This is a genomic window from Streptococcus suis (genome assembly GCF_002964045.1).
GTDB classification, from domain to species: Bacteria; Bacillota; Bacilli; order Lactobacillales; family Streptococcaceae; genus Streptococcus; species Streptococcus suis_U.
In genome coordinates, this window is record NZ_POPB01000355.1 from 46,729 (window position 1) to 55,181 (window position 8,453).

The window sequence follows — 8,453 nt, forward strand, 5'->3', positions numbered from 1 at the left end:
AAAATGAAAACTTACGACTATCTAGTAGTTGGTGCTGGTTTGTTTGGTGCAGTTTTTGCCCACGAAGCAGCCAAAAAAGGTAAAAAGGTGAAAGTGATTGAAAAACGTGACCACATCGCCGGTAATATCTATACCAAAGAAGTAGAAGGCATCCAGGTCCATGAGTATGGTGCACATATCTTCCACACTTCTGAAAAGGAAATTTGGGATTATGTTAACCAATTTGCAGAATTCAACCGCTACACAAACACACCAGTTGCCAACTACAAGGGTGAGATTTACAATCTTCCATTCAATATGAATACCTTTAACAAGCTCTGGGGAGTTGTGACTCCTGCTGAAGCTGAAGCTAAAATTGCAGAGCAGCGTGCTGTGTTGGGTGGAAAAACACCTGAGAACTTGGAAGAGCAAGCTATTTCCCTTGTAGGTACAGACATCTATGAAAAATTGATCAAATCATACACCGAGAAACAATGGGAAAAACCATGTACGGAGTTGCCAGCCTTTATCATCCGTCGTTTACCAGTGCGTTTGACTTATGACAACAACTATTTCAATGATACCTATCAAGGTATTCCAATCGGTGGATACACGCAGATTGTTGAAAAAATGTTGGATCATGAAAACATCGATGTAGAGACTAATGTTGACTTCTTTGCCAATAAAGAAGAATACTTGGCAACCTATCCAAAAGTTGTCTTTACAGGTATGATTGATGAGTTCTTTGATTACGAACTGGGTGAATTGGAATACCGTAGCCTTCGTTTTGAAACGGAAGTCTTGGATATGGAAAACTACCAAGGTAATGCGGTTGTTAACTACACTGATAGCGAAACACCTTATACTCGTATCATTGAACACAAGCATTTTGAGTTTGGTACACAACCAAAAACCATTATTACACGCGAGTATTCGAAGACTTGGAAGCGTGGCGACGAGCCTTACTATCCAGTTAACAATGACCGTAATAATAAGCTCTATACTGCCTACAAACGCCTTGCAGAACAACAAGAAAATGTTATTTTCGGCGGCCGTCTGGGTCACTATCGTTACTACGATATGCACCAGGTTATCGGCGCTGCCTTGCAGTGTGTCAGAAATGAAATGGGGGAATAGCATGAAAAGAGTAATAACTTATGGGACTTTCGATTTACTTCATTATGGACATATTAATTTGTTAAAAAGAGCAAAAGCATTAGGAGATTATTTAGTTGTTGTCATTTCTACGGATGAATTTAATTGGAAGGAAAAACAAAAGAAATGTTTTTTTACATTTGAGCAGAGAAAAGCATTAGTTGAAGCTGTTCGATATGTAGATTTAGTTATTCCAGAAGAAAATTGGGAACAAAAGAAATCGGATGTCCACGAATACCACATTGATACATTCGTGATGGGAGATGATTGGAAAGGTCATTTTGATTTTTTAGCTGACGAAGGTGTTGAAGTAGTTTATTTAGAACGCACACCAGAAATTAGCACAACTCAAATAAAAAAAGAATTAAAGGAGTAGTTTACATGGATACAGAATTATCGAAACTACACACTTTAGATATCCTTCTTGCTGAAGAGCTAAAAAGAATTTGCGAAAAACACAAAATTAAATACTTCATGATAGCGGGTACATTATTAGGCGCTGTGAGACATAGGGGATTTATTCCTTGGGATGATGATATGGATTTTGGTATGAGACGTGTTGAATTTGAACGATTCGTTGAAGTTTGCTCATATGAATTAAATTCAGAAAAATTTCAACTTCAAACTATGTATACAGAAAAAGAATATCCATTTAATTTTGTTAAAATTACTCTAAAAGGTACATCAATTATAGAAGAATTTTCAAAGGGGAAGTTGAAAAATAACGGAATTTTTATAGATATTTTTCCAGTTGATAATGTTTCAGATAATAATATTAAAGCATTTTTTCAAATGAGATTATTTTGGCTTTTTAGAAACCTCTTGTTAATTAAGCTAGGGTACGGAGAAAAAACAAAAAAATTCTATACATTTGGGCGAATAGTTGCTAGTCTATTTTCTGTTCAATTTTTAAAATATATGAAAGAGACTGTAATAAAATGTGCTAATTCAGAAATTAGTAAAAAAGTAATTGTAAGTGATGGAACATATGGATTGGAAAAAGAAACAATAGAAGCAAAATGGGTTGACAATACGACTGTATATAAATTTGAAAAATCTGAATTTCCAGGAATTGAAGCTTGTGATGAATATTTATCATATTTTTATGGAGATTATATGATTCCACCGAAGGAAAATAATAGGAATCACCACAATCGCATTAAAATTGATTTTGGTCCATATTAATGAGATGTAAGGAGGTAATTCTAGTATGAAAATCTGCTTAGTAGGATCTTCTGGCGGACATTTGACACATTTAAAGTTATTGGAGCCGTTTTGGAGAGATAAAGAGAGATTTTGGGTAACATTTGATAAAGAGGATGCAAGAAGTGTACTGAAATATGAACGGATGTATTCATGTTATTACCCTACTAACCGAAATATAATTAATTTACTTCGCAATATTTTTTTAGCCTTTAAAATAATACATCGAGAACGACCGGATATAATAGTATCTTCAGGAGCAGCAGTTGCAGTTCCCTTCTTCTACATCGGTAAACTTTATGGAGCAAAGACTGTTTATATAGAAGTGTTTGACAGGGTTGATAGTCCGACACTTACTGGAAAATTAGTATACCCAATAACAGATAAATTTTTTGTACAATGGGAAGAAATGAAAAAAGTATATCCTAAATCTATTAATATAGGGGGGATTTTTTAATGATTTTCGTGACTGTGGGGACCCATGAACAATCGTTTAATCGTCTAATCGAAAGAATAGATAACTTAAAAAAGAACAAAATCATTAAAGATGATGTATTCATCCAAATAGGTTTTTCAACATATGAACCAGAATATTGTGATTGGAAAAGAATGTTGTCGTATGAAGAAATGGAAGAATATTTTTCCCAGGCAGATACTGTAGTTTCACATGGAGGTCCTGCGACTTTTATGGCTGCATTGTCAAAAGGAAAAGTTCCAATTGTGGTTCCTAGATTAGAGAAATTTGGGGAACATGTGAACAATCATCAGTTAGAATTTGTTAAAAAAATTGTTGACAAAGAATATAGTTTAATTGTCATTGAGAATATTGCAGAATTAGATATTGCTCTACAGAATAAATCAAAATATTCAAATAAGGGTGGAAATAATAAATATTTTTGTGAAAGATTCTCGGCTGAGATAAATAAATTAATGCAATAATGCTAATTTTGAATACTTTACTTTAAATGAATAAAATTCAAGGGGTTAAATGAATCAACAGTTTAAAATACTTATGGTTAGTACCGTAGGATTGGAAAAAAATGGAATACATACTTGGATAAAAAATTATTATTGTGCACTATCTCGTAAACAAGATATCAAAATAGATTTAATTGCACCTAGTTTTGAGGACCATGAATTTAGAAAGTATATTGACTCTACGGATGGGGAATACTTTATTTTTAAGACTAGGAAAAGAAACCCTATTGGCTACATGATTCGATTATATAACATAATAAAAAAACGAAAGTATGACGCGATTCATGTACATGGTAGCAGTAATATGATGTTATTGGAGTTGTTACCGGCTTTATTAGCTGGTTGTCGTCATAGGATTGTTCATAGTCATAATACAAGCACTGATCACATATTTATTCATAAGTTACTTAAATTTCCATTTAAAACATTGACCACCAATCGAATTGCTTGTGGTAATGACGCTGGAAAGTGGCTATTTGGTAGTCAAGATTTTACAGTTATTAGGAATGGAGTTCGATTGGAGAATTATGAATTTGATATCACTATTCGTGATTCAATTCGTACAAAATTGAACATCTCTAATAAGGTTGTACTTGGCCATGTTGGAGGTTTCAATCATCAAAAAAATCAACGATTTTTGATAGAACTGATAAAAGAATTCTATATAAGAGATAAAGATGAAGAGTTTCACCTTCTTTTAATAGGTGATGGGGAAGAATTTTCTACTATTCAGAATTTGATTGAATCGTATGGATTGTCAAAAAGTGTTACTTTACTTGGAGCATTGGATAATGTAGGAGAGTATCTCCAAGCAATTGATATTTTTGTTTTGCCATCCTATTTTGAAGGGCTACCATTTGTTCTTATTGAAGCTCAGGCAGCTGGACTCCCTATTGTGTCTAGTGATTTTGTAACAAAAGAAGTTGATTTATTTGGTAAAATAACTTTTTTACCTTTAGATGTTTCCAAATGGTGTAATGAAATATCAACAATGAATTTTGCTCGTTGTCAAAATCCAAATTTAATGCGAACACTAGGATATGATTTACATAATAACAGTGAACAACTATATGATTATTATAGTAAAATCATTAGTGATTGATCAAACTGGACTGGAGGTAAAATGATTAGTTTAATAATGTCAACATATAATGGTTCAAAGTATCTAATTGAGCAATTGGATTCTATTCGATTACAGACACTAACACCAGATGAAATAATCATCCGAGATGATTGTTCAACAGATGGAACTTTTGAACTCATAAAAGACTATATTTCCCGACATTCTCTATCGAATTGGACAGTTCTTAGAAATGAAATTAATTTGGGATGGAAAATTAATTTTTCTGAGTTGATTAAGATTGCAAATGGAGAGATTGTATTCTTATGTGATCAAGATGATATTTGGGAATTAGATAAAATTGAGAAAATGTCCTCAATAATGGATAATAATCCCCAAATACAGTTATTAGCTTCTAATTATACTCCGTTTTATGATGAAGATGGTCAAAAGTTGTCCCTAAGAAAAGATGAAACTAATAACGATTTTAGTATTTATCGTCCACAAACCTATAAATATTTTTTTTATGTTATGAGACCAGGTTGTGTCTATGGATTTAAAAAGGGATTGATAAAGTATCTTCAAGAATATATTAGTTCAGAAGACGGTCACGATGCTTTTTTATGGCGAATTTCGATGTTACTTGGGTCACTCTATTTATATAATGCCTCTACGATTCGTTTCAGGAGGCACTCTAGCAATGCAACTCGTAAAACTCAACTGAACATAGGGCGACAAAAAGAAAACATTCTATATTATAATGATTTTATCCAGAGAATGGATTCACTTGTAAATAATGAATCAGAAAAAATACATCCAGATGATTTAAAAAAGTACTATCAATTTAAAAAATGGATTGAGCTCCGTGTAAGATTAGTCAAAAATAGAAAAATATTGGATGCATTAAAATTAGTGAGATATATCAAGTGCTATTACTCATATAGAACTTATCTTGCGGATATATACTTTTTTATGGTAAGAGGGAAGGAAGACTAATATATGAAGATTAAAATAAATGAATTTCTTTTCTCTGTGGCTTATTATCCCTGGATATTCTCTTGGATGTTTACATCAACGTATTTGAAAGATGTTTTCCATCCCTATGGGATAATAAATATATGGGAGTATATAGGAGTACTCTGTATAATTTTGAAATTTTGTTTCCGTAAAAAAGTTGATTTAAAAAGTTTAGTACTAATCCCAACGGCAATTATTATTTCATTTTTTGTGTCAAAAGACAATGGTAATGCATCATTTGTTTTTTATAGTTTTTTACTTATTTTTGCAGCAGTAGATTTAGATTTTGATAGAATAGTAAAGTGGTCAATGTATCTACAAATTATTTCACTAGTACTGACTGTTTCTATGAGTCTTCTTCATATGATTCCAAATGACTTGTTTGTATCATCTGCAGGTGGGTTTCTTAGGAACAGATATAGTTTAGGATACACTTTTCCGACTTTTGTACCAAATTATTTTTGTTCAATAGTTATTGAATATGTTTATTTAAGATTTCGAAAAGTTTCGTGGTTAGAAGTTCTTCTAATTTTTGTTTTCAATATATATATTTATCAACAAACTGGAACTCGTCTAACTTTTATTCTGGTGTTTATGATAATAGTCTTTGAAAGAGTATTGAGAAATTATTCTAATATATTTGTCAAGAGTGTACCATACTCGTTCATATTGTTATCAGTAATTACATATTTGGCTACCGTATTATATTCGCCTACCAATACTATATTTGTAAAGTTAAATTTTATTCTAAGTCAGCGTCTTAGATTTGCCCAACAAGGACTCCAAAATTGGGGAATTAGCTTGTTTGGTACTAGTATCACGTGGAATAGTGATGCAACGAATTACAATTATGTAGATTTCTCTTACATAAATATGTTGGTTTCGTATGGGATAATCGTTTTCTTAATTGTCATTATAGGATATACTATCTATGGATTCATAATCAAGAAGTCTAATAATGAAGCTTTAACTTTGGTATTGTGGATTTGGGCTATTCGAGCTTCAGTAGATCCACAATTATTCTTGTTATGGTTTAACCCATTCCTTATTTTAGTTGGAATGGGACTCTTGTACAATAGAAAGGGAAAGAATGCTATCAATTATATGTGTACATAATGATCAAGAAGTATTGGAAAAGAATCTTTTAAAGACTCTTAGGGAACAATCTTTTAAAGATTACGAGCTAATATTGGTAGATACTACCCAACGAGCTTTCAATTCTGCAGCTGAGGCGCTTAATTATGGAGGAGAGAAAGCTAAAGGTGAAATCATTGTTTTTGTTCATCAAGATATTCAGCTAACCTCTAAATTTTTTCTAGAAGAACTTGCTAAGCACTCAAAAGAGTATGAGTTTGGCATTGCTGGAGTTGCTGGAATAGGAGTGAATTTAGAATCATTTTCAAGGATTGGACATGGAAGCCATAAAGAGTACTCTGCCAAAAATTATGAATTTACTGAACCAATTAATGCACTAAGTTTAGATGAATGTTTATTAATAATTCCTAAGAATATATTTGAGAAAAATAAATTTTCTAATCTTGGAAATACTTGGCATCTCTACGGTACTGATTATAGCCTGAAAATGCTATCCTTAGGGAATCGAGTATTAATATTACCAATTGGTCTTTGGCACTTATCTGAGGGAAAATCTCTTAATTTAAATTATTTTGATACTATACGTAATGTAGCTAATTTATATAATTCCTTTGATAACATCTATACCCTTTTTGGGAAATGGCCTACAAATAAATTCTTATTGTATTTGAAAACGTTTTACAGAAAAACTAGATACCAAATTTTAGGGAGATAGAAATGAGCATTTATGTAATAACTCACAAGGAATTTAATGACTACTTAAAGACACCAATCTATAAACCATTACTTGTTGGTGCAAATAAAAATTCGGGACCAGATCATTATCTAAAAGACAACTCAATAGAGGATAATATTTCAAATAAAAATGAATCCTTTTGTGAATTGACAGGTCAATATTGGATTTGGAAATCTAGTAAGGACGATGTAATTGGTTTATGTCATTATAGACGATATTTCACAAAAAATAGTAAGTTTTTTTCGAAATCATTCGTACCTTCAGAAACAGAAATACTAGATTTCTTGTCAAAATACGATATTATATTGCCAGTCAAAAGACAATTTTACAAAGATGGTCAAACAGCTAAAGAATTTTTTTATAATTTTCACGATCCCGATGTATGGGAGAATTGTAGAGAGCTAATTAGAAATAATTGCCCAGAGTATTTAAGTTCATTCGAATGGTTTGAAAATGAAAAAGAAGGCTATTGTTATAACATGTTAATCTCAAACAGAGAAATTTTTGACAATTATTCAAAATGGTTATTTGATATATTGTTTGAGTTGGAAAAAAACATTGATTTGTCTAAGTATGATAACTATAATAAAAGGATGATAGGGTTCGTTTCAGAGCGTTTGATTAACGTGTGGGTACACAAAAATCAATTATCTGTGAAAGAATTACCTGTGGTCTTCACCGAGCCTGATTTAAAAATAAAAAAACTTCTTAAAAATTTATAATATTGAACTTTGGCTATTATTTAGTGAATTGAAATTGTACTGAAAAATGGCTCTTTGTCAACTGTAGTGGGTAGATGAAAAGTTAACACCTAGAGAGGACGAAATTCGTTCTCTCTTTCTTTATGTTCAAGGCAATCAAAATCGTAACCGCCCAATAACAAGGTACCTCCCCAATCACTCCCTCCTCCTGTATACTGTGAGAAAAACATAACTGGAGGATTTTTTTATGTCACAACCCATCGTCCCATTGACTGTAACCGCCCAATAACAAGGTATCTATCTACTCACTCCCTCCTCCAGTATACTGTTAGAAAAACAAAACTGGAGGATTTATTATGTCACAGCCCATCGTCCCATTGACTGTTCCCAAAACTAGACACTTTGAGAAGAAAGGTAGAAACGATATTCTGATGAAAATTCGCCTCGGAAAGGTGGAAGTCACATTTTTCCAATCTATCAACCATGAAGTAATGGAAATAATCTTGGATAAGGTACTGCACTATGTGGC

At 32.2% G+C, this 8,453-nt stretch carries 10 protein-coding genes; all 10 read left to right on the plus strand.

From position 1 onward, the window contains the following. Positions 1-3: 3 nt before the first annotated feature. From glf to C1E99_RS08725, 10 genes are read left to right on the plus strand one after another with little or no spacing between them, the layout of a single operon-like run. Positions 4-1,116 (plus strand): UDP-galactopyranose mutase, encoded by a 1,113-nt coding sequence (gene glf, locus C1E99_RS08680; protein ID WP_105207301.1) that lies wholly within the window; start codon positions 4-6, stop codon positions 1,114-1,116. Position 1,117: 1 nt separating this feature from the next. After that, positions 1,118-1,510: a glycerol-3-phosphate cytidylyltransferase gene (tagD, locus tag C1E99_RS08685; RefSeq protein WP_105207302.1), complete on the plus strand. Its 393-nt coding sequence runs from the start codon at positions 1,118-1,120 to the stop codon at positions 1,508-1,510. Between the two features lie 5 nt (positions 1,511-1,515). Continuing rightward, positions 1,516-2,319, plus strand: a complete 804-nt coding sequence (locus C1E99_RS08690) for a LicD family protein (protein WP_105207303.1) — start codon at positions 1,516-1,518, stop codon at positions 2,317-2,319. Between the two features lie 25 nt (positions 2,320-2,344). Continuing rightward, positions 2,345-2,794 carry a PssD/Cps14F family polysaccharide biosynthesis glycosyltransferase gene (gene pssD, locus C1E99_RS08695; protein WP_105207304.1) on the plus strand — a complete coding sequence of 150 codons (450 nt, stop codon included), beginning with the start codon at positions 2,345-2,347 and terminating at the stop codon, positions 2,792-2,794. Further along, complete coding sequence (locus C1E99_RS08700) at positions 2,794-3,276, plus strand: glycosyltransferase (protein WP_105207305.1); 483 nt, start codon at positions 2,794-2,796, stop codon at positions 3,274-3,276. Before pssD ends, C1E99_RS08700 begins: the two co-directional genes overlap by 1 nt. A 49-nt stretch (positions 3,277-3,325) precedes the next feature. Further along, positions 3,326-4,417, plus strand: a complete 1,092-nt coding sequence (locus tag C1E99_RS08705) for a glycosyltransferase (protein ID WP_105207306.1) — start codon at positions 3,326-3,328, stop codon at positions 4,415-4,417. A gap of 21 nt (positions 4,418-4,438) precedes the next feature. Continuing rightward, positions 4,439-5,371, plus strand: a complete 933-nt coding sequence (locus C1E99_RS08710) for a glycosyltransferase (protein WP_105207307.1) — start codon at positions 4,439-4,441, stop codon at positions 5,369-5,371. A gap of 3 nt (positions 5,372-5,374) precedes the next feature. After that, entirely contained in the window at positions 5,375-6,508 is a 1,134-nt protein-coding gene (locus tag C1E99_RS08715) for a hypothetical protein (RefSeq protein WP_105207308.1), read from the plus strand. After that, a complete protein-coding gene (locus tag C1E99_RS08720) occupies positions 6,483-7,202 on the plus strand; it encodes a glycosyltransferase family 2 protein (protein ID WP_105207309.1) in 720 nt (239 codons plus the stop codon). Before C1E99_RS08715 ends, C1E99_RS08720 begins: the two co-directional genes overlap by 26 nt. A gap of 2 nt (positions 7,203-7,204) precedes the next feature. Then, positions 7,205-7,945, plus strand: a complete 741-nt coding sequence (locus C1E99_RS08725) for a DUF4422 domain-containing protein (protein ID WP_105207310.1) — start codon at positions 7,205-7,207, stop codon at positions 7,943-7,945. Positions 7,946-8,453 lie beyond the last annotated feature (508 nt).

What these genes read in the sequence shown, in the direction of transcription:
- C1E99_RS08710 (WP_105207307.1), top strand. Translation starts at nt 4,439, where the DNA reads ATGATTAGTTTAATAATGTCAACATATAATGGTTCAAAGTATCTAATT.
- C1E99_RS08720 (WP_105207309.1), top strand. Translation starts at nt 6,483, where the DNA reads ATGCTATCAATTATATGTGTACATAATGATCAAGAAGTATTGGAAAAG.
- C1E99_RS08725 (WP_105207310.1), top strand. Translation starts at nt 7,205, where the DNA reads ATGAGCATTTATGTAATAACTCACAAGGAATTTAATGACTACTTAAAG.
- pssD (WP_105207304.1), top strand. Translation starts at nt 2,345, where the DNA reads ATGAAAATCTGCTTAGTAGGATCTTCTGGCGGACATTTGACACATTTA.
- tagD (WP_105207302.1), top strand. Translation starts at nt 1,118, where the DNA reads ATGAAAAGAGTAATAACTTATGGGACTTTCGATTTACTTCATTATGGA.
- glf (WP_105207301.1), top strand. Translation starts at nt 4, where the DNA reads ATGAAAACTTACGACTATCTAGTAGTTGGTGCTGGTTTGTTTGGTGCA.
- C1E99_RS08715 (WP_105207308.1), top strand. Translation starts at nt 5,375, where the DNA reads ATGAAGATTAAAATAAATGAATTTCTTTTCTCTGTGGCTTATTATCCC.
- C1E99_RS08705 (WP_105207306.1), top strand. Translation starts at nt 3,326, where the DNA reads ATGAATCAACAGTTTAAAATACTTATGGTTAGTACCGTAGGATTGGAA.
- C1E99_RS08690 (WP_105207303.1), top strand. Translation starts at nt 1,516, where the DNA reads ATGGATACAGAATTATCGAAACTACACACTTTAGATATCCTTCTTGCT.
- C1E99_RS08700 (WP_105207305.1), top strand. Translation starts at nt 2,794, where the DNA reads ATGATTTTCGTGACTGTGGGGACCCATGAACAATCGTTTAATCGTCTA.